This is a genomic window from Bacillus cereus group sp. BceL291, from assembly GCF_051776705.1.
Lineage (GTDB): Bacteria > Bacillota > Bacilli > Bacillales > Bacillaceae_G > Bacillus_A > Bacillus_A cereus.
In genome coordinates, this window is the sequence record NZ_JBPWAP010000027.1 from 1 (window position 1) to 23,540 (window position 23,540).

Genomic DNA, 23,540 nt, shown 5'->3' on the forward strand with positions numbered 1-23,540 from the left:
TAGGTTTATTTGGTATGCCCATTTTTAAAGATACCAAATATTTCGAGAGTTTTTTGGTTATATGAACGAAAGTTCATTGTGTTTCCATTCTTAAGTGGATAGGCATGGGGTGACTCCATTCTTTGAAGTAAAATTTCTTCAGCTTGTTTTATTTTATTTAAATCCTTTTTGGATAATTGGCTCCTTTTATTTGCATCACGATCATTCAGTAATACTTTCCCAAAGTATATAGAAAGCAATTCGAGCGCTTTACTTTCTATTTCGAGTTGATTAATACGATCCTTTTGGGGATTCTCTAACATTCTCTTAATAATATTAGATGTTAGGGCATCAATGGGGGTTTGAAACTTTTTAAAAGATTGATTTCCTATTATAGTATGAAAATCATGACTTTTTTCAATAGCACAATTTAGCATGAAATGATTAAACAACTGTACAGGAATTCCAATTGCTAATGAATATAGTGGAGTTTCTTTTTCATATTCAAATAGAACTTCAAAGTCATTCATAAAATATAAATAGCTATTCCCAGCCATTAATTTATTTGTAGAGTAACCAACTTGTACTTCCCCGGATCCTTGTAAACAAAAATTAAGTTCCACCATTGCTGCATCCGATGCAAATTGAATGCGATGGTTTTTATGAAACTGGTAATTTGATAGCACTATTTCCATTCCAGAAAACGAGCTCCACCTTCGCACTTCACCCATACCTATTGTTTTTGGCACATACATATATCTTTCTTCTACAACTTGTAACCCATGAAAATATTTACTAAAAATATCATGAAAACTGTTAGTCTTCATGAAATCCACACTCCTTTTATATACAAATTACAATCAATTGATAATTATTTTCAATTATAACAAATATCTTTATACAATAAATAGCTTTTACCTTTATATCTCGTTATGATAAAAGAAAAAGAAAGCGAGCCGACAATGAATAAAAAAATTGCAATTATTACTGGGGCTTCAAGTGGATTCGGCCTATTAGCAACGCTTGAACTTGCGAAAAAAGACTATTTAGTCATTGCTACAATGCGAAACCTAGAAAAACAAGGAACCTTACTATCTCAAGTTACTGAACTCAACTTACAGCAAAATATAAAAGTTCAACAATTAGATGTAACCGATCAAAATTCTATACATAACTTCCAATTATTTTTAAAAGAAATACAAAAAGTAGACCTTCTTGTTAATAACGCAGGATATGCAAATGGGGGCTTTGTAGAAGAAATTCCAGTAGAGGAATACCGCAAACAATTTGAAACGAACCTATTTGGGGCTATATCAATTACCCAGCTTGTCTTACCGTATATGAGAAAACAAAGAAGTGGAAAAATCATTAATATTAGCAGCATTAGCGGCCAAGTTGGATTCCCTGGTTTATCTCCTTATGTATCTTCAAAATATGCATTAGAAGGCTGGAGTGAATCACTTCGCTTAGAAGTAAAACCTTTCGGAATAGATGTTGCTTTAATTGAACCAGGTTCTTATAACACAAACATATGGGAGGTTGGGAAACAACTCGCTGAAAACCAATCTGATACAACATCTCCTTACAAAGAGTATATGGATAAAATACAAAAACATATTAATAGCGGCAGTGATACATTTGGTAATCCGATAGATGTTGCTAATAAAATTGTAGAAATTGCTGAATCTAAGCGTACAAATTTACGATATCCAATCGGTAAAGGTGTGAAATTTATGATCTTTGCGAAGAAGATTCTTCCTTGGAGATTGTGGGAATATCTTGTTTTGAGGAGTTTTAGGAAGTTGTAAATAAAAAGAGTAACTATCAAGATAAATAATGGTAGCTACTCTTTTTAAATATTCATCATAAAAAAACAAAACGATATTAATATGTAGAAAGAGGATCAAAATAAAGTAACATTGAAACCATAAAAACAAATGCAAAGAATCCAATTATAGAAAGAATATATTCCTTTGTTTCTCTGTTATACTTCCATTCCATCCATACGCGTAATAAGGAAATTGCTCCAAAATAAGTAAGTACAGCAATTCCTATATTAGCATTTTCTACTTTGAACAGATAAATAAAACTTACTATAAGATATATGATAAAAAGACCTATTTCTAATTTTACATGTAAACCATTTATATGTTTATATATCCAAACATTCCCCTTTGGCATATTTAATTTTTTCCTTAAAAACTTTTCTAAAAAATATCCTCCAATTATCATACTAATAACTATAATCCAAATAATAGAGTTGCCCATTGCATTCCCTCCTATTAAATTAATTATGTTTTCGTAACAAAGTGGACTATATAATTTTTTAATGTTTCGATAATATCTTCATTTTCTTTATGCTTACTTCTTTAGTAGTAGTTTTATCAAGACATGTTTTATGTATTGTACAACAACAATCTATTTCCCATCCTTTTCTTCGGGATGTATAACTTTTTTCTTGCTATTTTTTCAAAATGAATGCAGATAGTACTCATAAAATTAATAGAGTTATTTTTCTAATTGACAAAAAAACTATCCTTTTATTTTCTTACTTTCATTTTCTCCGGCTGATCACTCGGATACGTAGCATTCTCTTTATTTTCAACGTCCCAACTAATTATAGTCGCACTATCACGTCCCAACTGATGATGCACGTGTTCTAAAACATTGTGAATATTTTCTTTAAGTGTTTTATCATTTCTGTTCATAGCATTATACAAATTTACAGGTATTTCATATCGGCGTTCCCCGCATTCTAATACTCCATCTGTCACCATTACAATTCGGTTCTTTCCAGTACGTAATTCACGAATACCTGATGAATAGCAAGGAACAGGTAAATCAAATGTGTTTACATTTCCAATCCATTCGTAAAAATGACGTTGATTTAATGCATATTGTCCTAACTTATGTAACTCTTCATGAAATACATACACTAAACAATCACCGATAGAAAGCCACCATATATAATTTTCTTTCCTTACACATAGTAAGCAAGCTGTTTCACCTTTAATTTTTTTGCACTTTTCCTTAAATGAAGATGCCTGAAAAATTGTCAGTATATGATTTTCAACAGATTGAAACACTGTATTAATTGGTTCATTCAAAATTACTTTTATATTTTCATATTCTTTTTCGATTGTATTTACTACTAAATCAACACTTTCTGCACTATTATGTCCATCTAATATAGCTGCAAATTCCCATTCACCATTTGACCAAACTAATGCACCATCTTCATTCTTTTTCGCTCCAGCACTTTTATTCCCGCCATATTTACCAAGTACAATATCACCATATTGTTTAACTGAAATTTCTCCTAAACACATTTCTATATTTCCAACCCATGAATATTGTGTATTATTTGTTGTATGCATACTCATTTACCATATACTTTCGTATTCTTTCACATAGTTTTTTTATTTTCTCTTCGTCACCATATGGTGCGCCAGTCCATTTCGCTATCTCGGTTGGTGACCAAAACTCTTTTGGTGTATTCGGATAACGCGGAATAATGTGCATATGCAAATGTGGTACACCATTTCCTGAAACAAAAGTGTAAATATGCTCTGCACCTTCGCTTTCTTTTAGCGCTTTACTTACTCTACTTGTTATAAGTCCGAACGCTTTCGCTTCTTCATCTGTTAGTTCAGCAAGGCCAGGTACATGTCTTTTTATATCTATCATTACATAACCCAGGTATGTTTCTTCACTATCCCAGTGGACATGTCCAACGTAAACGAGTTCATCTTCGTAAATAGCTCCACCTGGAACTATAATATTTCCTATATGTTTTTTGCAAATGAAACAGTTTTGTTCTATTTGATTGTTTGTTGACATATCCATCACCTTCCTTTTCATATATAATATCACAAAAAAAGGAAAAACAGGTTTCGTATTCCGAATTTTCATTCTTTTGATACAACAATTTTTGAAATGAATTTACATCTCATTATTTCTTCAAAAACGCAATCCCAATTATAATCCCAATCACAATTCCGATTACTAAATTATTTGTAAAGTGCCCTTGAAATACACCAATTACAACTCCTATACCGACACCTATTGCCAAAGCATCATTTCTTTTTTTATTTTTAGCCAAAATTACATCTCCTCCCATCATTTCTCCCTAAATAACATACATTTACTTGAATGTATTAATATAAGGACTATCTCGCTTAAATATTTCCAAAAAATGTACTGTAACTTTACATATAATATTTTCCATTTTCTGTACATACTCCTTTTATATTGGAAAATTTTCAAGTAACTATTAATTATACATAGGCATTTACTATAAGAAAGCTTCGTAATTTATTGAAGGAGGAACGATTCAAATGTATCCTCATTGGAATCCAAATATAAATCAACAGTATGTTTATTCCCCTCATCCCGCAAGGAATACATTGCATCATGATTCACAATATATGATGCAGCGTATTGCAAGTCTTGAAAATCAATTAACTAAATTAATCTCATTAATCGAGGAAAATAATCAATTAATTAAATCAATGGAACAACAAAAAAACCAAGTTTGTGCGCCAGCTGGAGGTTCTGTTATCGTTCGTATGTGATCTGGATGCAATAAAAAACACACTTTGTATTATAAAAGTGTGTTTTTTATTCATTATTTTCTTTTCGTATGGAACCCTTGTGTAATTCGATCTAATATAATTGCGATTACTACGATAGCTAATCCAGCTTCAAATCCCATTCCGATATTAACTTGTGTTACAGAGCGATATACATCAACTCCAAGTCCTGGAGCTCCTACAAGTGATGCTGTTACAACCATCGATAACGAAAGCATAATGCTTTGGTTCACACCAGCCATAATCGTTCCGGTTGCAAGTGGTAATTGTACTTTAAATAGTTTTTGTGATGCTGTGGATCCAAATGCATTCGCTGCTTCAATTAAATCTTCTGGAACTTGTCTAATTCCTAAGTCAGTAAAACGAATTGTCGGTGGCATTGCAAAGATTACTGATGCAATAATTCCAGGTACTACACCTACTCCGAAAAATGTAATCGCTGGAATAAGGTATACGAATGCAGGCATTGTTTGCATAAAATCTAATGTTGGTTTTAAAAATTTTGAGAAACGTTCATTTTGAGATGCTAATATACCAATTGGAATTCCGACAATAATTGAAATAATAACAGACGTAAGTACGAGTGCTAATGTTTGCATTGTTTGTGCCCAGTAGTTAATATTCAAAATAAATAATAATCCAATAAGCGTAAAAATGACTAAAGATAATTTCCTCGTTGTGTACCAAATGAGGAAACATAAGATAATAATCATCAATATGGCGGGTATTATTGTTAAAAAATTAGTGAGTAAATCAACAAATCCGCCAATAATATAAGAGAATCCTCGGAATAAGCCTTCAAAGTGCTCATATAAACTTGCAACAAATGAGTCGACCCATTCCCCTAATGGAATCCGCGGTATACTATTCATCGTCTTTCACCTCTTCCTCAATGTTTCCTGCAAGAGCTTGAATGACACTTTCACGTTTAATAATTCCTCTTAGCCTTTTCTTCTCATCGATTACTGGTAACGGATATTTCATCTCTGCCATTTTTGCATATGTCTCTTCCAGTAAAGTATCCAAATACACATGCGGAATATCATTAAGTAATAAATCAGCAATCGGCCACTGTTTTTGTACTGCTTTACTCGCATCATCCGCAGTTAATATACCTAAAAACTCATACTTTTTGTTTACAACATATACAGTTGAAACACCTGCATTCCTCATAATTTGAAGGGCTACACGAGGTCCACGATCAATTAATAAAGTTTCTGGTCGTTTTAAAATAGACTCCGCCGTAATTACTTTTCCTAAATTCACATCCGCAACAAACTTTTCTACAAATTCATTAGCGGGGCTCATCATAATTTCTTCTGGTGTTCCAATTTGGACGATTTCTCCATCTTTCATTAATGCGATACGATCTCCAATTCGAAGCGCTTCATCTAAATCATGCGTAATAAATATAATCGTTTTTTCCATTTTATCTTGTAACTCTAACAATTCATCTTGCATTTCTTTTCGAATAAGTGGATCTAATGCACTGAATGACTCGTCCATTAGTAATACATCTGGATTATTCGTTAGTGCCCTTGCGATTCCAACGCGCTGTTGCATACCACCACTAAGTTGACTTGGGTAATTATCTTTATGATGATCGAGTCCTACTAACTGTAGCGATTCTAACGCTTTTTTCTCTCGCTCTTCAACCGGAACTCCTTGTATTTCTAAACCATATGCAACATTTTGTATAACTGTACGATGCGGAAATAGAGCGAATTTCTGAAATACCATACTCATTTTCGTTCTTCTTACTCTCCGTAACTCTTCTTTTCCCATCGTTGCGATGTCTTCACCATCTATGTATATATGACCTGCAGTTGGTTTAATCAATTGATTTAACATACGAACTAGCGTAGATTTCCCGCTACCAGACAAACCCATAATAACGAAAATCTCTCCAGAGTAAACTTCAAACGTTGCTTTTTTCACCCCAACGTTCATTCCTGTCTCTTTTAAAATTTCCGATTTACTTTTTCCTTCTTTTAATAAGGAAAGGGCCCTTTGCGGATGTTTCCCGAATACTTTTGTTACGTTTTCAACACGCACCTTTGTATTATCCATGTCACTACTCCTTTTCTACCCATCTATTCACATAGTGTTGCGATTTTACAAAGAAATATTACATAAAAATGACATTCATAAGATTTCTTTAAAATTCTCGTTTCCGTTCATAATAAGAATGCTTACTTATACATTTATTTTATAAGGCAAACGTTACTTAGGAGGTTTTCGATGCGAAAGAAAATTTGGTTTATATGCCTTGCATTATTTATTACTATGATTTTCACTTCATGTAATGCAACAAATGCAAATTCGAAAGGAAAAATTAAACTTGGTGTAACAAGTTGGAAAGAAAATATTGCAACCGCAAACATGTGGAAAGTTTTATTAGAAGAAAAAGGCTACAAAGTTGAGCTCATGTATTTAGAAAAAGCCGCAATTTGGACTGGTGTCGCTCGTGGTGATGTTGATGCGAATTTAGAAGTATGGCTACCAGTTACAGATAAACCGCTAAACGATCGTTATAAAGATGATATTGTCTTAAAATCAAAATGGTACGAAGGTACTGGACTAGGTTTAGTCGTCCCTTCTTATATGAAAAACATAAACAGTATCGAAGATTTAAATGCTCATAAAGATGAACTAGAGAATAAAATTGTCGGTATCGAACCCGGTAGTAGTCTTATGAATTTAACGAATAAAGCAATGAAAGAATATGATATAAAACTAAAACTTGTCCAATCCTCTGAAGCTGCGATGATGAGTGAACTAAAGAAAGCATATACGAAAAAGAAACCAATCGCTGTTACGCTTTGGAATCCGCATTGGGGCTTTTCAGAATTTGACTTAAAATATTTAAAAGACCCTAAGAAAGTATATGGTGAAAAAGATGACATTTATTACTCTGTTCGTAAAGGTTTCGAAAAAGACCATCCGGATATCATAAAATACTTTGACAAATGGAAGATGAACGATGAACAGCTTGGTACATTAATGGTCGAGTTAAATAAAACGAAAGATCCCGAAGAAGCGGCGCGAAAATGGATTAAGAAGAATCAAGCGCTAGTTGATGAATGGATAAAAGATTAATAAAAATAGGCTAGAGGGTTAGCATATCCTCTAGCCTGTTTTTAACTTATTTTTTCGTAACAACGTTATCTACAATCCCATATGCCTTCGCTTCTTCTGCAGTCATAAAATAATCTCTTTCTGTATCATGTGCTACTCTTTCAATCGGTTGCCCCGTTTTTTCTGCAATCATTTTATTAATATCATGCTTTAACTTTAATATTCTTTTCGCAGTTATTTCAATTTCTGTTGCTTGCCCTTGTGCACCACCAAGCGGCTGATGAATCATAATTTCACTGTTAGGGAGAGCAAACCGTTTTCCTTTTGCTCCTGATAATAATAACAATGCACCGAATGATGCCGCAAAGCCCATGCATAGCGTTTGCACATCTGGTTTAATTAAATTCATCGTATCTAATATTGCAAAACCTGCTGTCGTTGAACCGCCAGGGCTATTGATGTATAAGAATATATCTTTTTCTGCATCTTCTGCTTCTAAAAATAATAATTGCGCTACGACACTACTCGCTACTTGATCATTAATTTCTGAGCCGATAATAATAATGCGGTCTTTTAATAACCTTGAATATATATCATAGGAACGTTCTCCTAATTTTGTTTGTTCTACTACATATGGAATTGCATTCATTTTAAATCCCTCCAATACTTGTTATGCTGCGTAAAGCATATAACTGTAGGAAGAAGGGTTTTTCACATTAAATAATAAGACTGGCTGTTTAGATGGTAATTTAGTAAAATCTATTGTCGGAAGAAGCTTCGTTAATAATTCTGGTCTTTCCTCACGAATAGATGTTACAACAACTTCAATATCCTCTGTGAATTCGACTATCTCAATCCCTTCTTCACTTACAGTTTTCAGCCTATTTCTACTCCGAAATAAAGAAGCTTTCACTGCACCTTCTGATACAGAACACACTTTAGCAATATCAGCGATACTATATTGAAAAACATCTTTTAATAATAAAATTGCGGATTGCTGTACATTTAATGAAGACAATACTTTCCCTACCATTTCATGCAAATCTGCAATGTTCTCATGTGGTTCTTCAAAAGTGATTTGTCCTCTTATTTTTTCATGAATAGACTTAGACTTCATCTGATCTAACCAACGATTTCTTGCTATTTTATAGACGAGTGTCATACAAATATCTTTATTTCTATATTTTCGAAGCACTTTACACACTGTTTCTTGGGCGAGATCTTCCCCATCCCATTTGTTTTTCGTTAAAAAAGTACAGTATCTTTTTAACTCTCCATATTGTTCAATTAAAAAGTTTATATTTGAATGATTCATATCGATATGATTCTTTAAAACATGAGTTACTTTTGTGCACAAAATAACCACTCCTTTTCAGCGCTTACTTAATAAACGATTCAACATTAAAAAAAGTTACGGGGATATAAAAAAATAATGTTTATGTTCAATAATTCGCGGTCATAAATATGTTATGTACAATTTTACGTGAGGAGGAACAAATTTGCCAAAATTAACAATTGAAGGTGCGGGAACTTTTGATGTGAAAGAAGGAACAAAGTTAGTATTAGCAATTGAAGATAGCGGTGTCAACATTCTTCATCGTTGCGGCGGGAATGCACGTTGTACAACTTGTAGAGTAGAAATACTAGCAGGTGATTTCTGTGAAGCGAGTGCGAATGAGAAACATGCAATGACGGAAAAAGGAATTGAAGATCATTTACGATTATCTTGTCAAATGCGTGTACATAAAGATATAGTCGTTCGTCCGGTACTTACAGTTGAAAATTCAGGTCTTGATGCTGGGCCACGCCCGGCGGAGTAAAGTGATGAATTTAAAACAGCTCGCTGGCGAATATGCTGCTAACTTTGTAAATGATGGCATGAAAATTGGGCTTGGTACAGGTTCTACTGTATATTGGACAATACAAAAATTAGGTGAACGTGTAAAAGAAGGATTATCATTTCAAGCTGTACCAACATCAAAGGAAACTGAAGCATTAGCACAGCAACTAAATATCCCCCTAATTTCGTTAAACGACGTACAAAGCCTTGATCTTACAATTGATGGAGCGGATGAAATTGATTCAAATTTACAACTTATAAAAGGCGGTGGTGGTGCATTACTTCGTGAAAAAATCGTTGCCTCTTCCTCTAAAGAACTAATTATCATTGCTGATGAATCGAAATTTGTAACACATTTAGGTAATTTTCCATTACCTGTTGAAATCATCCCTTTTTCATGGAAACAAACCGAAAATAAAATTCAGTCTTTAGGGTGTCAAACAACGTTACGTTTGAAAAATGATGAAACTTATATAACCGATAACAATAACCTGATTATCGATTGTATATTCCCTAATCATATTTCTAATCCTGCCCATTTACACACCCAATTAAAAATGATTACTGGTGTAGTTGAAACAGGGTTGTTTATAAGTATGACGAGTACAGCAATTATTGGTACTAAAAATGGGATAAAGAAATTGTAATAAAAGCTAACTTTTTAAAGTTGGCTTTTTAGTATGTTCTTCTTCTCTTAATAGTGCTTTATTATGATATACTAGGAAAACGCAAACTGATTACACTAGAAAGGACTGAACATTTTGCAATCCAAACTTATAACAGAACTTGCTGATTTAGAAACTGCCTTTCATATTCGAAAAGAAGTATTTGTAAAAGAACAAGGTGTCCCTCTTGCAGATGAATTCGATACATTCGATGAAATCGGAGAGCAATGTAAACATATTTTAGTTTATTATCATGAACTTCCTGTAGGCACAGGTCGTATACGATTTGTTGATGGTGTCGGAAAATTAGAACGTATTTGTATTTTAAAAGATTATCGTACATACGGATTAGGTAAAGTCATCATTCAAACGTTAGAAGAACTTGCTCGTAACGAACAAGTTACGAAAGTGAAACTACACGGTCAAACACAAGCTGAAGGATTTTATAAAAAATTAGACTATGAAACTTCTTCTGATATATTTATGGAAGATGGCATTCCGCACATACTTATGACGAAAATGTTATCATAATAAAAAGGGTAGTATATGAATCTTATGTATTCATACACTACCCTTTTTTATTAATAGAAAAGTGAATTCTCAAGATTACCTTTTGCATCAAAGCCCATCATCTCTTAGTTCATACCTAAGTAAAGCTTACACTGTTTTCCATAATGATAATGCATAAATCCAGTTTGGATCACCATTTCCTTGATAACTCTGGACTGCTTCATATACTTTTCCTTCGTGTAGAACTCTATCTCCCTTTTTATATGCTTTTTTTGCATCCCACGCTTCATATGAAGCGCTTTCGGTTTTTGTAGTAATTGTGAATATATCACTCTGTACGGATTCATTTCCAGCTACATCAACAGCTTTCACTACATATTTATAAGTAGTATTAGCGAGCAGATTTTTATCCAAATAAGAAGTTGTATTGGATGTTGCAATCTTTTTCATTGATCCTTCTGTTTCTCTATAAATATCATAATGGTCTACACCAATATTATCGTCAGATGGACTCCACATTAAATCCACACTTGACGCTGTCGTTCCCATACTATGTAATCCTTTTGGTTGTGTTGGTGCTTCTGTATCAGGAGTCTCAACTGTCGTTTTTACTGTAAGCGCTGTACTTTCTGTCGATACATTGCCAGCTGCGTCAATTGCTTTTACAGTATAAGAGTATTCTGTACTTGGTTGTAACTTCTTATCAATAAAATGAGTCCCTGGTACTGTATCAATCATCTCTCCGTTACGGAAGATTTGATATCCTTTTACCCCTACATTATCCGTAGAAGCGTTCCATGTTAGTTCTACACTATTCGCTGTTACTTTTTGCGTCTGAAGTCCATTTGGAATACTTGGTGCTTCTATGTCTGGTTTCACATCATTAATAAGATTAACATCAATTACATTATAGAATGCATTTGCTGTATCAGCTACATCCCATACTGCTAAAATCACATGATATCCACTACGATCAGTAGGTACATTGATTTTATGAGTTAAATTATTTGAAGCTGCAGAACCATCATGTTGTACAGTTCCAATTGGTTCGAAATCTGCTCTTGTTAGCGCTTTATTTGGATTCCATCCTTTTTTAGTAATATAGTAATGCCACTTACTCGTTAAGTGAGGCGCAGTATACTTCCAAGTAAATGTATTTTCCCCACCAGTGATTGTATTTTTAAACCAACGATTTTCTGTTTGTTGATCTAAAATACCACCAAATTTTCCGCCTGCTGAAGCAATTTGTCCATCTACTGGACCACCTTGTGGGAACCCTTTTGGAGCTTCTAAACTTTGTGGTTCATACATAACACTTCCACAGTTTACATTTAGCGCACCATAAGTTGGACTACATAAAGCGGATCGGCTACCGGGCTTTTCAACAAAACCGTGCGCATAAGCATTTTGAGGAATAAGTGTCGTACTAATAATTCCAGCTGTTAATGCTACAACTCCTAAACTTTTTTTGTTCATTTTCATATTTTGTAGTTGTTTTAAAAATCGATTATTCATGTTCATGTCCCCTTCTTGTTATACTTTGTAGTGGAATGTGGGCTTTGATGTAAAAGAATAACAAGAGACAAACTTGTACCGATGTATGTGTTAATTATGCATACACCGCAGTGAAAATATATTTTTTCCTTGTGAAATATTTCACTTTATGAATATATCATGACATAGAACTCGCCTAAGCATGTGCAGAAGTTGTGCAGAAACAGTGAAATTATTACTAACATATAAAACCACATCCTGAAATCATAAAGTAAAACTTTAATTAGTTGGGGTTTTACGGTCGGTTAATACGGGATAAAATAAAAGTGTGCAGCAGAAATTGTAGACTTAGTTCTCAAAATTCACATTTAGTATTTTCATTTTTTCCATTTAAACAATTCTTCTCTTCTTACAACAGAAAAGTGTCTATATCATTTAATATAGACACTTTTTTCATGTATAACTTTATATTTATTACTGACCTACAAATGTAAAGATTTCATCAACAGCTTCTTTATATCCACCCGATGTTCGGAATGATTCCTTCAAATTCAAAGCAGCCTCTTTATATGAAGGGTTATTTAAAATTAACTCCACACTTTCACGCAATTTCTCCACGGTTAATTCATTCATATGTAATTGAACTCCTGCTCCAAGACTCTCCACTTGCTTTGCAATTGCTGGCTGATCTGCACTTTGCGGTATTACAACGAGCGGAACCCCGTTATATAATCCTTCATGCGTACTGTTCATCCCGCCGTGTGTAATAAATAGTTTCGTATAAGTAAGCAGTTCGGTTTGAGGCACATAGTTTTTCACAATGAAGTTTTTAGGGATTTCGCCTAGATCACTTATTTTTGTTTTATTACCAATAGACATAACAATTGTATGCTCACTATTCTCAAAGGCCTTCATACACAGTTTATAAAAGTCAATCGCTTCATTAAAAACAGTACCTAATGAAATATAAATCGGACTTTTTTCTTCAATTGAAGTAAAATCAACGTCTCTGTTTTTCATTTGTGCAGAGATAGATGGTCCTACAAATTTATATGTTTCATCAAACGTATCACCAAAAGGCTGAAACTCCTTAATTGTATACACAATAGTAAGAGGTGCAGGATTACAGAAAACTTCATACGATGATTTTATTTCAACACCATATTTTTCAGCAATTCCCTTCGTTAAGTTTTGAAAATCATTCTGTATTTTATCATGAATTTCTACTGGGATATTTTTTGACAGATGACCTAACATTTGCTCAAAGGATTTTTCATCCTGCGCAAAAGATGTGCATGAATTTATGGCTGGAAGTTTAAGAATTTGAGCAATTAAATGGCCACAACCAAACATAGAATCATGAATCATGTAATCAAAATGTTCACCTTCAATTTGTTCTAGAACGCTAGATATTACAATATCCGCTGTATGTAGAAGGCCGTTTATTCTTTCCTGTAAATAATTTCTGCCTCCAGATAGAAACGCTTTTATAAATTTTTGATCATCAATCGTTCGTACAGTAGCACCTGTCTTCTCAATCCGATCCCTGAAAGCTTCTATTGAAAAATAAACGACCTCTTCACCACGAGAAATCAATTCTTCTACAACTTGTAAAGTTGGATTTATATGTCCTTCTGATCCAGCGTTAATAAATAAAACACGCGCCATAATAAACACTCCTTACGTTAAATCGTTTCTATGTTGGCAAGAGTACGGATTTTCTCCATACTCTTTTCTTAGTTGTTCGTAGCATGTTCCTACTAAATTGACCTAGCGAGTCTAAAACCGAGATCATCTATATGAAATGTAGGATGGCTTCGACGACGACAAGTAGCGCCGCACCCTCTCGCTGTTTCAGCCCAACTACCACCACGAAAAATGCGATATGATCCGTACACTGTTTCATCATACAAATCATAACACCATTCCCAAACGTTCCCTAGCATATCATAAAGTCCCCATGCATTCGGTTCTTTTTGGCCAACGTCATGAATCTCTCCATTTGAATTTTCATTATACCACGCTATATCATGAAGTTTCCCGTATGTATATCCGGTTGTACTTGCTTTACATGCATATTGCCACTCTGCCTCACATGGTAATCGGTAGCCATTTGAATCTAAATTACATTTCACAATTTGACCACCATCACTAATAGAATAATATTCTTTTAATCCCGCTTTTTTTGAAAGTACATTACAAAACGCAATGGCATCGTTCCATGAAATATTGACAACTGGTTTATGATTTTTATCAAAATTATTTAATGGACTATTTGTAATAGCATCATATAGTTCCATTGTTACAGCATACTTCGCAAGAAGAAATGGTTGAATTTGCACTAGCCATTCTTTTTTTATTCGATCATCTCTTAATACTACCTCTCCAGCTGGAATATTTACCATTAATGAATCGATTGTTTGAATTAAATCATTAGTCATTTTCTATTCCTCCAAACGTTCATTTTATATGAATTTATAGTCATATACTCATTACAAAATACAATTTTCAAAAAGCGTTAAATTTTTCATAATAAAAAACGATTAGTTTAATTAAACTAATCGGTAAGATCCAAAAAGAATTGTTGTGTCACATTGTATTATTATATGTGCTCTAAAAATTTCCGAACCTCATTTGGAGATTTTAAAACAATAACCTTTTTCTCTTCGGACAATTGCTCTAACCCTTTTAAAATTGTAGGTCGTTTAGCATTAAGATATTTCCATATCCATTTAAAAAATTGCAAATCAAATCTTTCTTCACATCCCGCGCCCATATCTGGTCTTGTTTTATTCCGGTATTTTACAATTCTTTTAAACGCACGATAAATACAAATTGTTCTATGAATATCAAGGAAGATAATTGTATCAGCTGCATTCAGTCTGATATCCATCGTCCCGCCATAATTCCCATCAATAATCCACTTCTCATCTTTAATTAAGTTATTTTGAACTGCTATTTGTTCTTCTCTCGGAACACCTTCCCAATTCGGTTTCCAAAATAATGCATCAAGATGATGCACCTTAATATTTAATTTATTTCCTAACTGCCTTGCTAATGTAGATTTTCCTGAACCACCAGAACCAATTAATATTATTTTTTTCATACCTTTACGATACATTCTATAACTTCTTCAATAGCTTCCTTATTAGCAAAAATCCAGAAGAACATTTCTTCATTTAACTTTAATAAATCTGGTAACTGGACAAAATAAGCAATAAAGATAATTTGAATTGAAAGCATAACATACCAAATAGCTTTTAGTTCTTCTTTCGTTAAATCATTTTGTTTATAATAACCTTCAAAGACTTTGCTAACGATATGTAACCATTTCCCTCTTAATCTTTCATTACTAAATAGCTCGCTTAATACACTTGTACAGCAATAACATAGATCGAATATTTTACATTATTTTCTAAAATCTCAAAATCTATAAACCCTTCCAGTTTATCATCTTTAAAGATTACATTTGATAGATGCATATCACGATGAATAATTTGTCTCGGTAATGAATGGACCGTTTCCTTGAAAGCTGCGTGCATTCGCTCCATCTTTTGAATTACCTCTCGATGAACATACTCATTCTTTTCTAAAATCGGTATAGCCCATTCAAATACCATCTTATATAAATCTCTTTTTATTAACTCATGGTCACTATTCACCGCATGTAATGCTTTGTGCAGATTAGCTATTTCTTCTCCAATTGTACTTGCTAGCCTTTCCAGCTTATTCGTATCTTTTATTTCTAAAACACTTCCGGCAACATACTCATATAAGCAATAATATTTTTCTTTATATAATACATATTGTTCATCATTTTCTGTCTTTACTACTCTCTGTACTTTAATTCCCTTTTCATACAGTTGCTTCAAAACATCGAATTCAACTAGAAGTTGCTTTATCGATCCCGTTCTCTTTAAAATGTACTCTTTATTCTTGCATAAAACCTTCGCTACTTTTGGTTGCATTACAGTAGCTGTGACATGTTCATTTCGAAACCAAAGCTTTGCAATTTCCAGTGCTTGTTCCATTTACAAATACCCCTTTTACAATTCTTATTTCTTCCGAAAAATAACCTCACACAGTATTCCCACTCCAACACCAATTGTATAAGCCACTACATCACTCCACAAAAAACCGTATCCCAACACGAGTCCCCCCAAAGTCGTTGCACGAATGCTATCTATCCATTCCGCATGATACAATTGGCTCGCTTCAATCCCGTAGCAAAACATTAAACTAATAAAAGCCAACTTCTTCGTCTCTGTTTTAGGAAACAAAAATCCAAAGCCAGTGAAAATCATTAATGCCCATAATGCATCACCTAAATAATCATTTAATAGATGTGGTAGTGCAAAAGCAAACTTTCTTGAGCTAAGACCTAAAATAATAACAACTATAGTAAATAGTGCATATACTACTCTATTTCGTTTCATATTCATTTTAAAGTCTCCTAATATGTAATGTAAAACTGTAAATAGCTAGTAAAACAAAGTTATTTTACTAGCTATTTATTGATTGCTTTTATGATAAGAAAATGTGGATTCATATTTAAATAATGATATGATTTTTCGCTTACTTCTTTCATTTTTTCAATTGCCTTCGGTTCCACTATCTCTTCTAATACAAAATAATTTGTAGATTCATTTAGTATGTCTTGTAATGATCTTCTAAAAAACTTGACTTCAATAGTAATATTCGGTTTAACCCAAGTATCTATTAATAACTGTTTTTCAAAATAATTTTCACATGGAAACTTTGTGAAATCCATAAAAGGATGATGAATAGAATAAATAAGTTCTCCACCTGGCTTCAATACACGACGAAATTCTTGAAATACTTGATTCCAATTTTCTATATAATGAAGAGTTAATGAACTTACAATCACATCATACGTATTATCTTCAAATGGCAATGTTTCTTGCAGATCATGACAAAGGAACGTCGCTTCTTCTCCTATATTTTCTTTTGCTGCTTTTACCATTTCAGGACTTACATCAATTGCTGTAACATTTGCTCCTCTTCCTATGAATTGAGAAGTATACCATCCAGCTGCACATCCAGCATCTAATATCTTTTTTCCTTCTAGTTCCTTTGGAATAAGCTCCATCATCGCCGGTCTTTCATAATAACTGTTATATGGATTTGCGAAATCTAGATTTTCTTTATATGTACTCGCTAATTTATCATACGTATCTTTAATCGAATCTTTCATTACACACACTCCTAATACATATTAACCCATTAACTCCTGCTGCTTTTTCTTTGAAAATGATTGTAGTACTAAATCATACGACCAATCAATCATTTTATTAATTTGCTCCTGCTCTATACCCTTATGAATATAAACGGTATTCCAATGTTTTTTATTCATATGATACCCTGGAATAATTGTTTCTGGATAATCTTCTCTTATTCTTAATGCGACTTCTGGATCACACTTCAATGTAATCGCAGCCTTTTCACCTTCTTCATGATTTACTATCGCAAATATTTTATTATTAAGCCTCATACATGTTGCACTCCAGCCATCTGGAGAATCTTCTGTCGCTTTTCTTTTTGATAAACAGTACGCTCTTGTTGCATTCATTTTAATTGGCACCTCTTATTCTTTCCCTGTTTGATTACGATGCATCACAATTTGCTTCGTTGCTTGAAATTGCTGCTCACCGTAAAACTTTATTAGCTTCTCTCCGCAAAATAGACTAACAATATCAATATGAGATATTTCTCGAAGTAACATTGTAAGCATTTTCTCTCCAATACCTTTATTTCTTACATTCTCATGTACGACAACATCTTCAATGTATGCTCGAAAAACACCATCAGAAACGACTCTAGCAAATCCAACTAATTCATTTTCTTCCCATACTCCAATGGCTATACTATTCTTTAACATTTTTTCAATATCGACTTCTTTTCTTTCTGGCCACCAACCGACAGAATCATAAAGCTTCTTAATTTTTTCTGCACAGATTGGTTGTTCTTGTTGCAATTTATACGTGTACATATGCTTTCTCCCATCAATCAGTATACATAATATTATTATAATCTCTTTTCAAAAAAGTGCTGACTATGACCTTTTGGATGATCTTCAACGATACCATACTCTCGGTAACCGTGCTTTTTATAAAATTCTGGCGCTTGAAAACTAAATGAATCTAGCAATATTAATCTGCACCCTTTTTCCTTCGCAATTTCTTCAATTTTATGTAACAGTTGACTACCATAACCGTCATGACGAACTGATTTATCAACCCATAAAAAGTCGATATGAAGATGATAAAAATACATCGTACCTGTTACACCACCAAATATTTTTCCTTCTTCATTTTTTACTACGAGGCTTACTTTTTCCATCGGCTGTTTTACTTCATCTGTTAAGATGGACATATTATATTGAATGACTTTATTTTTAATGTATTCTCCTTCAATACGTGTACCGTTCTCTATATGTTTCATATACATTGCTTCCTTTCAACTTAGTAAGCTACATTTTATTTTTCCCCTTTAAAATACTAATCAAAACGAATCCACCATATGTAACAAAGCATGAAAAGCCAATTATCCCTGGTACAGAGACATAGCCTACCCTTATGTAATTTATAACTGCAAAACAAGCGATAGACAATAAAATAGATGGCCAAAATATAACAGCTATTTTTCTTCGCTCTCGTTTCGATGTACTTTCTTTCTCTTCAGAAACACGTGTGCCAAAAAGCAATACAATACAAATAAGGATCGCTGCAAAGTAAATTGTATCTAATGACAAATTGTGATCATATAGGGCGATTCCAACTTCAAGAGCAATAATCGTTAAAATTAAAATAATGATTGTTAAAGTCTTTAAGTTTCTTTTCAATCGCTCACTCCTAGCATGCTTTCACTATATTCTTTGTATATGTACTTTAAAACTACTGCAAAAGCTTCATCTACCTCTTTATTTTCACGGCGATTCGGTAAATCTTTTCCCCCAATCACATAAAGAAGTGGAAATTCGTTAAACATTCCTATTATACCAATATTTATTGTAGCTGTGAGTAATCCACCTGTCATATGAGTTATATGATAATATGGAATTTCTTCATACTCTCCTTGCTGTCTTACCATGCCGCTAATAATTGGTTCCCATAATTCTGGTTCTGATTTATAACCTTGAAAGGTTTGTATGAAAAGGGCAAGAACTTCACTTAATTCTCCAACATTTTTCTCATCTCTAGCATTCTCTTGTATATGAATTTTTGAAAAGTACGTTTGTGCGTACATTTTCACAGCATCCCATCCACCACAGTGCATTACAACTGACTGTGCAACGTAACTATCATGACAAGCAATCATTACCTCTACCGCTTGACTAAGTGTTAAAGAAGTTCTTCCTTGTAAATGCGGATATAACTGCGCACTATCTTCATGTGGATTAAATTTAATGTAATGAAGTATATCATTCCAATTATGTTTATTTTCCTTCACCATTTGCGTTACTACAAATCCAATGACTAATTTTGCTGCTGATGCTAACGGAATATTTAATTCACTATTATACGAAGCAACTATACGATTATTTTTTGTAGAATAAATTGCCATTCCCACATAATTAGATTGTACCTCTTTTATTTTATTTATAACAGTTTCCATTTCTATCCCTCTTTTTATATCGTTATATTAACTTCTAATATTTCAACATTGAATGTAAAAAACCTTTTCATTAGCTATTAAAATAAGAAAAAGGTAGCATGAATTTTTTCTTGCTACCGAAAAATATTTATTCTTCTATAGGATTTTCAGGACCGTTAAGTTCCAGTTGATAAAAAGCTAAATCTAGCCATTTATTAAACTTATAACCAGCTTTTTTTATTGTTCCTGCATGAACAAATCCATAGTTTTGATGCAAGGCAATACTTTTCTCATTCTCTGCATCAATTCCAGCAATTAAGGTCATATACTCTCTTTCCTTTGCAATTTTGATTAATTCTTTCATTAATGAAGACCCAATGCCATTTTTTCTATATGCCTTATCTACATACACAGAATGTTCAACTGAATATTTATAAGCAGGCCACGCTCTAAATGGGCCGAATGTCGCAAATCCTACTACTTTATTATCTAATTCATATACGATAATTGGATACTCTTCAGCCTTTTTTTGTTCATACCAATCTATTCTATTTTCAAGGGTTACAGGTTTATACGCATATACAGCTGTTGTATAAAGTATCGCATCGTTATAAATATCTAAAATGTATGCTAAATCTTTTTTCGTTGCTTCCCTTATCATTATTTTCTTCCTTTCATCATGTTCACCTTATTTTACTATCTTTTTAATAGTTTTATTTTATCGAAATTTCCGATTTTTATCTACATACGAATACTAGCTTTTCGGAAACCATCAAATATATTTATTGCAGCAGATAACATGTAGAAGAAAATTCCTCCCCCAATGAGCCACGTTTTAAACTCCTCTGAGGAAATAGTAAATGCATTTGCCAAATACGTAATAAACCCTGCGTTAAATACATGTGGATTTACTACAATTACAATGAATACTATCGTCCCAGCTATTTGAAGAATAGCATTCCCAATCGCCAATCTTTGCGTCCATTGTCCCTGCACTAATTTATAAAGGGATATACATATTTCAAAAACGATCATAATTACAACGATTGGCCAGTACTGCAATAAAACATCTTGATTAAAAGTTGGCGAGACAAACTTCAGTCCATTTGCCGTACCGTTATATACGCCAACAAGATAATTCGCATAAAAGTAAAGTGTAGCCCAAACTGCTGTCCACATTAAACCTCCAAAAACTTCAAACTTCGAGATTGCTTTTTTCTTTGGGATATACGAGATGTTTTTCAAATCATCTGGTGTCCATTTTTTTAAACTTGTCGTCAACGGCTCGATACCTTTGTCTTTATCTGTTCTTTCTAAAATAACAAACACAACTGTCAACCAGAAAAATACATGGAGGCTCACTTCAAAAATTTCCCCAATGCCTTTACCTATCAATTGTAAAATAACATTTAATACCGCTTGATCACCACTATAGCCTATAAAATTTTCTGCAACCATTGATATGAGTGCAATGACAGCTGCGATTGGTATAATCATTTTTAACAACGTTGTATATACATCAAAATAACGTGGTCCAATTAAATGCATCGGTCTATCCAAATAACCATTAGCCAATGAAACCGGACTCCCCAATTTTTCGAGAACGCTCTTTACATCTTTCTCATTATAATCTTCAGGTAACATATCATCTATAGTTGACCTTAGTTCAAGTGTAATATCTTCACGATTTTTTTCAGGTAATCTCTTCGCAACCTCTTGGATATAGAGATCAATTAAATTCATTCTCTTCCTCCTCCTTTAATAAGTTATAAAGTTCTTTCGAATCCTTTATCCATTCTTTTTTCAACTGCAAAAATATTTCTAATCCATAATCACTTAAAACATAATACTTACGAGGTCTACTCTCCGTTTTATCCCAACTACTCGTCACTAATTCCTGCTTTTCTAATCGGCGAAGTAGTGGATATAAAGTACTTTGATCAATTGTAACCCCTGATTGCTCTAATAACTGGACAAGTGAATATCCGTACTGCGGCGTTCTTAATTGACTTAAAACAGCTAACGTTAATGTCCCTCTTCTTAACTCAGTAATTAACGAATTTAATAAAGTATCCATTCACTCACCTCATTTCCATTACTATATGTCATACAGTATGTGTTTTATACTATGTATCGTACAGTATTAATGTGACAAAAACTATAATTTTTTACCAAAAAACAGATAATGAACAGCTCAAATTATATGATTTGTGCTTTTTTAGCTAAGTTATATATAACACTCTATAAGGTAACAACCTTAACTACTAATTTTGAAGTTCCAGTAATGCTATATTAAGTTACAAATATCGTATACATATGATGTGAACATAACATCTCACTATAGGAAGCTATAAAAACGGTGAATTACCATGCTTGAATAATTCCCGTTTTCAGCACCTAATCAACGTTATTTCCTTCATAAACTTCATCTTGTTCAAAATCTTTATTTTTGTTTGGTTTATTAGAGAAAAATAAAAAAACAATTAAATTAGGTTAATTGTTTTTCAAATACAAAATCTTTATTTTTTTAAATAACCTATGATATTCGAAAAGACAAATTCTCCAAATGCAAGTGGTATATAAATAAACCATAACTTTAATATTGCCTTTGTTTCTTTGTGATCAGAATCCCCCATTAAAACCAGCCCTATCCTTTTTCTTCTAATATTTTCATTTTAATTCCAATAACAAGGAAATTATACCATTTATTAATGTTTTAGTCTATTTTTTCTGAAAATTAAATAAATAAAATTCTTGTATTCCCTCAATATTCAGATAAACATAATAACTTTTTTACGTTTCATCTTCAAAGTCAATAATGACTCCTGTTAGAACCGCTACATTACCAATCGATTGGATCCCGTGACCAATAAAATCCACCTTAAATTCTTCCCACTTTAATTTATGTAATGATATAATAACACTAAATTTTCAACACGTGCTTAATAGATTGGGGACTTATAATGGATAAACCTCTCACTGCATTACAAACTATTATTATACATATGAATACAACTGAGCATTGGCATGATTTTATTTGTTACTGTCAGCATCGCGAAGCGGGACTTCGAAAATTAGCTTTTAAACATTTAGAGACATTTATTACAAATGCAAAGAAATGGGAATCAAAAGATCAAGAAGAGTTTGCCATTTCGCTGTTTACTATTTTAGATGTATTAAACGAAAAAGATGAGGTCTTAACTTTCTCACTAAATAGTTTTCTAATTGACATTCTATATAGATGGACAGAAAACAACCCATTTGATTCAAGACCTTTTAGATGGATAGGAATTTATATGGACTCTAGCAATAAAGAAGACGATTTAGAAAAATCCCTTCGAAAAGCGATTGAATTAGGTGGTGATACCGAACAAGAAGCCATGATATACCTAGTTTCTAATTACATCAATACTTTAGAATTTGGTACACATGAATTCCCTTCAGGTTATTGCGGAGATTTAAGTGAATGTATAGAAAAACTTCCCTATATGCTTCAATTAATTGATAGAATTCAGAATAAGAACATAAAGGAGCAAAACATTGGGCAAATACAAGAACAACTACACCTTATTCTAGATTGGTTAAAACATACACAAATTCCAGTAGATGCCGTTCGTGTACGGGAAAAAGAACAAACTAAGGAATTAGAAAAGGTCATTGTATATTATTTACACAACAGCTCAAGTCGTTAATTCATCGTGTACAGAGATAATAAAGTTGTTTAAAAAACGCCAGTCATGTTATTCAACAATCGGGCTATATAACGGA

The 23,540-nt window shown here is 32.9% G+C and carries 29 protein-coding genes and 2 pseudogenes; 7 read left to right on the top strand and 24 right to left on the bottom strand.

The window, feature by feature from the left end; all coding sequences use genetic code 11:
- Positions 1–100: 100 nt before the first annotated feature.
- Positions 101–806 (bottom strand): annotated as a pseudogene (locus tag ACS2CR_RS17655) (AraC family transcriptional regulator); the annotation flags it as partial.
- Between the two features lie 135 nt (positions 807–941).
- Between ACS2CR_RS17655 and ACS2CR_RS17660 the strand changes: the two are divergent.
- Positions 942–1,787: an oxidoreductase gene (locus ACS2CR_RS17660; protein ID WP_016110126.1), complete on the top strand. Its 846-nt coding sequence runs from the start codon at positions 942–944 to the stop codon at positions 1,785–1,787.
- A 76-nt stretch (positions 1,788–1,863) separates the two neighbouring features.
- Here the strand turns inward: ACS2CR_RS17660 and ACS2CR_RS17665 are convergent, their stop codons facing one another.
- The 4 genes from ACS2CR_RS17665 to ACS2CR_RS17680 form a co-directional block, all read right to left on the bottom strand.
- Positions 1,864–2,247, bottom strand: coding sequence for a DUF4181 domain-containing protein (locus ACS2CR_RS17665; RefSeq protein WP_153602583.1), 384 nt, complete (start codon positions 2,245–2,247; stop codon positions 1,864–1,866).
- Between the two features lie 272 nt (positions 2,248–2,519).
- On the bottom strand, positions 2,520–3,356 hold the full coding sequence (locus ACS2CR_RS17670; protein WP_000557602.1) for a PP2C family serine/threonine-protein phosphatase: 837 nt from the start codon (positions 3,354–3,356) through the stop codon (positions 2,520–2,522).
- Entirely contained in the window at positions 3,340–3,840 is a 501-nt protein-coding gene (locus ACS2CR_RS17675; protein WP_170924158.1) for an HIT family protein, read from the bottom strand. The genes ACS2CR_RS17670 and ACS2CR_RS17675 overlap by 17 nt, the downstream gene beginning before the upstream one ends.
- A gap of 91 nt (positions 3,841–3,931) precedes the next feature.
- Positions 3,932–4,099, bottom strand: a complete 168-nt coding sequence (locus tag ACS2CR_RS17680) for a hypothetical protein (protein ID WP_000508470.1) — start codon at positions 4,097–4,099, stop codon at positions 3,932–3,934.
- Between the two features lie 217 nt (positions 4,100–4,316).
- On the opposite strand from ACS2CR_RS17680, the gene ACS2CR_RS17685 reads away from it, so the two are divergent.
- On the top strand, positions 4,317–4,553 hold the full coding sequence (locus tag ACS2CR_RS17685; RefSeq protein WP_000283222.1) for a hypothetical protein: 237 nt from the start codon (positions 4,317–4,319) through the stop codon (positions 4,551–4,553).
- 53 nt (positions 4,554–4,606) lie between these two features.
- Here ACS2CR_RS17685 and ACS2CR_RS17690 read toward each other — a convergent pair whose 3' ends face one another.
- Positions 4,607–5,443 carry an ABC transporter permease gene (locus ACS2CR_RS17690; RefSeq protein WP_001084760.1) on the bottom strand — a complete coding sequence of 279 codons (837 nt, stop codon included), beginning with the start codon at positions 5,441–5,443 and terminating at the stop codon, positions 4,607–4,609.
- Positions 5,436–6,641, bottom strand: coding sequence for a quaternary amine ABC transporter ATP-binding protein (locus ACS2CR_RS17695; protein WP_000370606.1), 1,206 nt, complete (start codon positions 6,639–6,641; stop codon positions 5,436–5,438). Before ACS2CR_RS17695 ends, ACS2CR_RS17690 begins: the two co-directional genes overlap by 8 nt.
- Before the next feature lie 171 nt (positions 6,642–6,812).
- Between ACS2CR_RS17695 and ACS2CR_RS17700 the strand changes: the two genes are divergently transcribed.
- The gene (locus ACS2CR_RS17700; protein ID WP_001227619.1) at positions 6,813–7,670 is read left to right on the top strand and encodes a glycine betaine ABC transporter substrate-binding protein; all 858 of its coding nucleotides are present in this window, start codon (positions 6,813–6,815) and stop codon (positions 7,668–7,670) included.
- Between the two features lie 46 nt (positions 7,671–7,716).
- On the opposite strand, the gene clpP is transcribed toward ACS2CR_RS17700, so the two are convergent.
- Together clpP and ACS2CR_RS17710 are read right to left on the bottom strand one after the other, a co-directional pair.
- Entirely contained in the window at positions 7,717–8,298 is a 582-nt protein-coding gene (gene clpP, locus ACS2CR_RS17705) for an ATP-dependent Clp endopeptidase proteolytic subunit ClpP (protein ID WP_000991611.1), read from the bottom strand.
- A 21-nt stretch (positions 8,299–8,319) separates the two neighbouring features.
- Positions 8,320–9,006 (bottom strand): RNA polymerase subunit sigma-70, encoded by a 687-nt coding sequence (locus ACS2CR_RS17710; protein WP_053512410.1) that lies wholly within the window; start codon positions 9,004–9,006, stop codon positions 8,320–8,322.
- A gap of 142 nt (positions 9,007–9,148) precedes the next feature.
- Here ACS2CR_RS17710 and ACS2CR_RS17715 point away from each other — a divergent pair, with 142 nt between their 5' ends.
- From ACS2CR_RS17715 to ACS2CR_RS17725, 3 genes are all read left to right on the top strand, one after another.
- Positions 9,149–9,469, top strand: a complete 321-nt coding sequence (locus tag ACS2CR_RS17715) for a 2Fe-2S iron-sulfur cluster-binding protein (protein WP_001125388.1) — start codon at positions 9,149–9,151, stop codon at positions 9,467–9,469.
- Positions 9,470–9,473: 4 nt separating this feature from the next.
- Positions 9,474–10,136: a ribose 5-phosphate isomerase A gene (gene rpiA, locus ACS2CR_RS17720; RefSeq protein ID WP_001049986.1), complete on the top strand. Its 663-nt coding sequence runs from the start codon at positions 9,474–9,476 to the stop codon at positions 10,134–10,136.
- Positions 10,137–10,250: 114 nt separating this feature from the next.
- Positions 10,251–10,685 (top strand): GNAT family N-acetyltransferase, encoded by a 435-nt coding sequence (locus ACS2CR_RS17725; protein ID WP_001190864.1) that lies wholly within the window; start codon positions 10,251–10,253, stop codon positions 10,683–10,685.
- A gap of 126 nt (positions 10,686–10,811) precedes the next feature.
- Here the strand turns inward: ACS2CR_RS17725 and ACS2CR_RS17730 are convergent, their stop codons facing one another.
- The 15 genes and pseudogenes from ACS2CR_RS17730 to ACS2CR_RS17800 form a co-directional block, all read right to left on the bottom strand.
- On the bottom strand, positions 10,812–12,179 hold the full coding sequence (locus ACS2CR_RS17730) for a lytic polysaccharide monooxygenase (protein WP_001065165.1): 1,368 nt from the start codon (positions 12,177–12,179) through the stop codon (positions 10,812–10,814).
- A gap of 453 nt (positions 12,180–12,632) precedes the next feature.
- Entirely contained in the window at positions 12,633–13,826 is a 1,194-nt protein-coding gene (locus tag ACS2CR_RS17735) for a macrolide family glycosyltransferase (RefSeq protein ID WP_000124885.1), read from the bottom strand.
- 92 nt (positions 13,827–13,918) lie between these two features.
- On the bottom strand, positions 13,919–14,599 hold the full coding sequence (locus ACS2CR_RS17740; RefSeq protein ID WP_000180359.1) for a formylglycine-generating enzyme family protein: 681 nt from the start codon (positions 14,597–14,599) through the stop codon (positions 13,919–13,921).
- A 161-nt stretch (positions 14,600–14,760) separates the two neighbouring features.
- On the bottom strand, positions 14,761–15,264 hold the full coding sequence (locus ACS2CR_RS17745; RefSeq protein WP_053512420.1) for a DNA topology modulation protein: 504 nt from the start codon (positions 15,262–15,264) through the stop codon (positions 14,761–14,763).
- Positions 15,261–16,189, bottom strand: a pseudogene (locus ACS2CR_RS17750) (phosphotransferase enzyme family protein). Before ACS2CR_RS17750 ends, ACS2CR_RS17745 begins: the two are co-directional and overlap by 4 nt.
- A 24-nt stretch (positions 16,190–16,213) precedes the next feature.
- Positions 16,214–16,600, bottom strand: a complete 387-nt coding sequence (locus ACS2CR_RS17755) for a DUF2809 domain-containing protein (protein WP_001056436.1) — start codon at positions 16,598–16,600, stop codon at positions 16,214–16,216.
- Between the two features lie 65 nt (positions 16,601–16,665).
- Entirely contained in the window at positions 16,666–17,373 is a 708-nt protein-coding gene (locus ACS2CR_RS17760; protein WP_053512412.1) for a class I SAM-dependent methyltransferase, read from the bottom strand.
- Between the two features lie 21 nt (positions 17,374–17,394).
- The gene (locus tag ACS2CR_RS17765; protein ID WP_000994623.1) at positions 17,395–17,748 is read right to left on the bottom strand and encodes an MmcQ/YjbR family DNA-binding protein; all 354 of its coding nucleotides are present in this window, start codon (positions 17,746–17,748) and stop codon (positions 17,395–17,397) included.
- A 15-nt stretch (positions 17,749–17,763) separates the two neighbouring features.
- Entirely contained in the window at positions 17,764–18,168 is a 405-nt protein-coding gene (locus tag ACS2CR_RS17770) for a GNAT family N-acetyltransferase (RefSeq protein WP_000288971.1), read from the bottom strand.
- Positions 18,169–18,203: 35 nt separating this feature from the next.
- Positions 18,204–18,620 carry a GNAT family N-acetyltransferase gene (locus ACS2CR_RS17775; protein WP_000680418.1) on the bottom strand — a complete coding sequence of 139 codons (417 nt, stop codon included), beginning with the start codon at positions 18,618–18,620 and terminating at the stop codon, positions 18,204–18,206.
- A 28-nt stretch (positions 18,621–18,648) separates the two neighbouring features.
- The gene (locus tag ACS2CR_RS17780) at positions 18,649–19,020 is read right to left on the bottom strand and encodes a hypothetical protein (RefSeq protein ID WP_000827980.1); all 372 of its coding nucleotides are present in this window, start codon (positions 19,018–19,020) and stop codon (positions 18,649–18,651) included.
- Positions 19,017–19,793 carry a serine hydrolase gene (locus tag ACS2CR_RS17785; protein ID WP_000450752.1) on the bottom strand — a complete coding sequence of 259 codons (777 nt, stop codon included), beginning with the start codon at positions 19,791–19,793 and terminating at the stop codon, positions 19,017–19,019. Before ACS2CR_RS17785 ends, ACS2CR_RS17780 begins: the two co-directional genes overlap by 4 nt.
- 127 nt (positions 19,794–19,920) lie before the next feature.
- Positions 19,921–20,433: a GNAT family N-acetyltransferase gene (locus tag ACS2CR_RS17790; protein ID WP_000617511.1), complete on the bottom strand. Its 513-nt coding sequence runs from the start codon at positions 20,431–20,433 to the stop codon at positions 19,921–19,923.
- Between the two features lie 80 nt (positions 20,434–20,513).
- Positions 20,514–21,515, bottom strand: a complete 1,002-nt coding sequence (locus tag ACS2CR_RS17795; RefSeq protein ID WP_001048878.1) for an HAAS signaling domain-containing protein — start codon at positions 21,513–21,515, stop codon at positions 20,514–20,516.
- Entirely contained in the window at positions 21,502–21,849 is a 348-nt protein-coding gene (locus ACS2CR_RS17800) for a PadR family transcriptional regulator (RefSeq protein WP_000380301.1), read from the bottom strand. The genes ACS2CR_RS17795 and ACS2CR_RS17800 overlap by 14 nt, the downstream gene beginning before the upstream one ends.
- 886 nt (positions 21,850–22,735) lie before the next feature.
- On the opposite strand from ACS2CR_RS17800, the gene ACS2CR_RS17805 reads away from it, so the two are divergent.
- Positions 22,736–23,464 carry a hypothetical protein gene (locus tag ACS2CR_RS17805; protein ID WP_000360495.1) on the top strand — a complete coding sequence of 243 codons (729 nt, stop codon included), beginning with the start codon at positions 22,736–22,738 and terminating at the stop codon, positions 23,462–23,464.
- Positions 23,465–23,540: the final 76 nt, after the last annotated feature.

Coding starts and splice junctions, on each gene's coding strand:
- ACS2CR_RS17660 (WP_016110126.1), top strand. CDS start 942: ATGAATAAAAAAATTGCAATTATTACTGGGGCTTCAAGTGGATTCGGC.
- ACS2CR_RS17665 (WP_153602583.1), bottom strand. CDS start 2,247: ATGGGCAACTCTATTATTTGGATTATAGTTATTAGTATGATAATTGGA.
- ACS2CR_RS17670 (WP_000557602.1), bottom strand. CDS start 3,356: ATGCATACAACAAATAATACACAATATTCATGGGTTGGAAATATAGAA.
- ACS2CR_RS17675 (WP_170924158.1), bottom strand. CDS start 3,840: ATGAAAAGGAAGGTGATGGATATGTCAACAAACAATCAAATAGAACAA.
- ACS2CR_RS17680 (WP_000508470.1), bottom strand. CDS start 4,099: ATGGGAGGAGATGTAATTTTGGCTAAAAATAAAAAAAGAAATGATGCT.
- ACS2CR_RS17685 (WP_000283222.1), top strand. CDS start 4,317: ATGTATCCTCATTGGAATCCAAATATAAATCAACAGTATGTTTATTCC.
- ACS2CR_RS17690 (WP_001084760.1), bottom strand. CDS start 5,443: ATGAATAGTATACCGCGGATTCCATTAGGGGAATGGGTCGACTCATTT.
- ACS2CR_RS17695 (WP_000370606.1), bottom strand. CDS start 6,641: ATGGATAATACAAAGGTGCGTGTTGAAAACGTAACAAAAGTATTCGGG.
- ACS2CR_RS17700 (WP_001227619.1), top strand. CDS start 6,813: ATGCGAAAGAAAATTTGGTTTATATGCCTTGCATTATTTATTACTATG.
- clpP (WP_000991611.1), bottom strand. CDS start 8,298: ATGAATGCAATTCCATATGTAGTAGAACAAACAAAATTAGGAGAACGT.
- rpiA (WP_001049986.1), top strand. CDS start 9,474: ATGAATTTAAAACAGCTCGCTGGCGAATATGCTGCTAACTTTGTAAAT.
- ACS2CR_RS17730 (WP_001065165.1), bottom strand. CDS start 12,179: ATGAATAATCGATTTTTAAAACAACTACAAAATATGAAAATGAACAAA.
- ACS2CR_RS17735 (WP_000124885.1), bottom strand. CDS start 13,826: ATGGCGCGTGTTTTATTTATTAACGCTGGATCAGAAGGACATATAAAT.
- ACS2CR_RS17740 (WP_000180359.1), bottom strand. CDS start 14,599: ATGACTAATGATTTAATTCAAACAATCGATTCATTAATGGTAAATATT.
- ACS2CR_RS17745 (WP_053512420.1), bottom strand. CDS start 15,264: ATGAAAAAAATAATATTAATTGGTTCTGGTGGTTCAGGAAAATCTACA.
- ACS2CR_RS17755 (WP_001056436.1), bottom strand. CDS start 16,600: ATGAATATGAAACGAAATAGAGTAGTATATGCACTATTTACTATAGTT.
- ACS2CR_RS17760 (WP_053512412.1), bottom strand. CDS start 17,373: ATGAAAGATTCGATTAAAGATACGTATGATAAATTAGCGAGTACATAT.
- ACS2CR_RS17765 (WP_000994623.1), bottom strand. CDS start 17,748: ATGAATGCAACAAGAGCGTACTGTTTATCAAAAAGAAAAGCGACAGAA.
- ACS2CR_RS17770 (WP_000288971.1), bottom strand. CDS start 18,168: ATGTACACGTATAAATTGCAACAAGAACAACCAATCTGTGCAGAAAAA.
- ACS2CR_RS17775 (WP_000680418.1), bottom strand. CDS start 18,620: ATGAAACATATAGAGAACGGTACACGTATTGAAGGAGAATACATTAAA.
- ACS2CR_RS17785 (WP_000450752.1), bottom strand. CDS start 19,793: ATGGAAACTGTTATAAATAAAATAAAAGAGGTACAATCTAATTATGTG.
- ACS2CR_RS17790 (WP_000617511.1), bottom strand. CDS start 20,433: ATGATAAGGGAAGCAACGAAAAAAGATTTAGCATACATTTTAGATATT.
- ACS2CR_RS17795 (WP_001048878.1), bottom strand. CDS start 21,515: ATGAATTTAATTGATCTCTATATCCAAGAGGTTGCGAAGAGATTACCT.
- ACS2CR_RS17800 (WP_000380301.1), bottom strand. CDS start 21,849: ATGGATACTTTATTAAATTCGTTAATTACTGAGTTAAGAAGAGGGACA.
- ACS2CR_RS17805 (WP_000360495.1), top strand. CDS start 22,736: ATGGATAAACCTCTCACTGCATTACAAACTATTATTATACATATGAAT.